General features: G+C 43.8%; 1 protein-coding gene. It reads right to left on the bottom strand.

Annotated elements, in window-relative coordinates:
* Positions 1 to 536 (bottom strand): AAA family ATPase (locus tag GMD4S_RS10295; protein ID WP_000374943.1); only part of this gene is annotated, 536 nt, incomplete at both ends.

Raw genomic sequence — 536 nt, 5'->3', positions numbered from 1 at the left:
CAAGACCGACACCACGTTGGCGACCAACGGCATCAATTTCATCGATAAAGATGATGGCTGGCGCTGCTTTTTTTGCATCCTCAAAAAGTGAACGAACTCGGCTAGCCCCAACTCCGACAAACATTTCTACAAAGTCCGATCCTGAGATGCTAAAGAATGGAACTCCTGCTTCTCCAGCAACCGCCTTAGCAAGTAAGGTCTTACCTGTTCCCGGAGGTCCCTCTAAAAGAACACCCGCAGGAATACGCGCACCAAGTTTGGTAAATCGTTTTGGATCTTTTAGGAATTCAACAACTTCAACTAATTCTTGTTTTTCTTCCTCGGCACCTGCAACATCTGAAAATCGTACCTTGATATCTTCTTTGTTAGCAGCTTTGGCCTTGCTACGTCCAAAACTCATTGGATTTCGGCCACTATTTCCTCCCATATTTCCCATCATAGAGAATAAGAAGAAGAAAAGAATAGCAAATGGCACAACAGAGACAAGGATATTGATCCACATACCGCTTGAACTCTCATGTTTGACTGTTACTTCT

The organism is Streptococcus sp. GMD4S (genome assembly GCF_000296955.1).
This window is presented reverse-complemented; position numbering and strand designations above follow the sequence as displayed.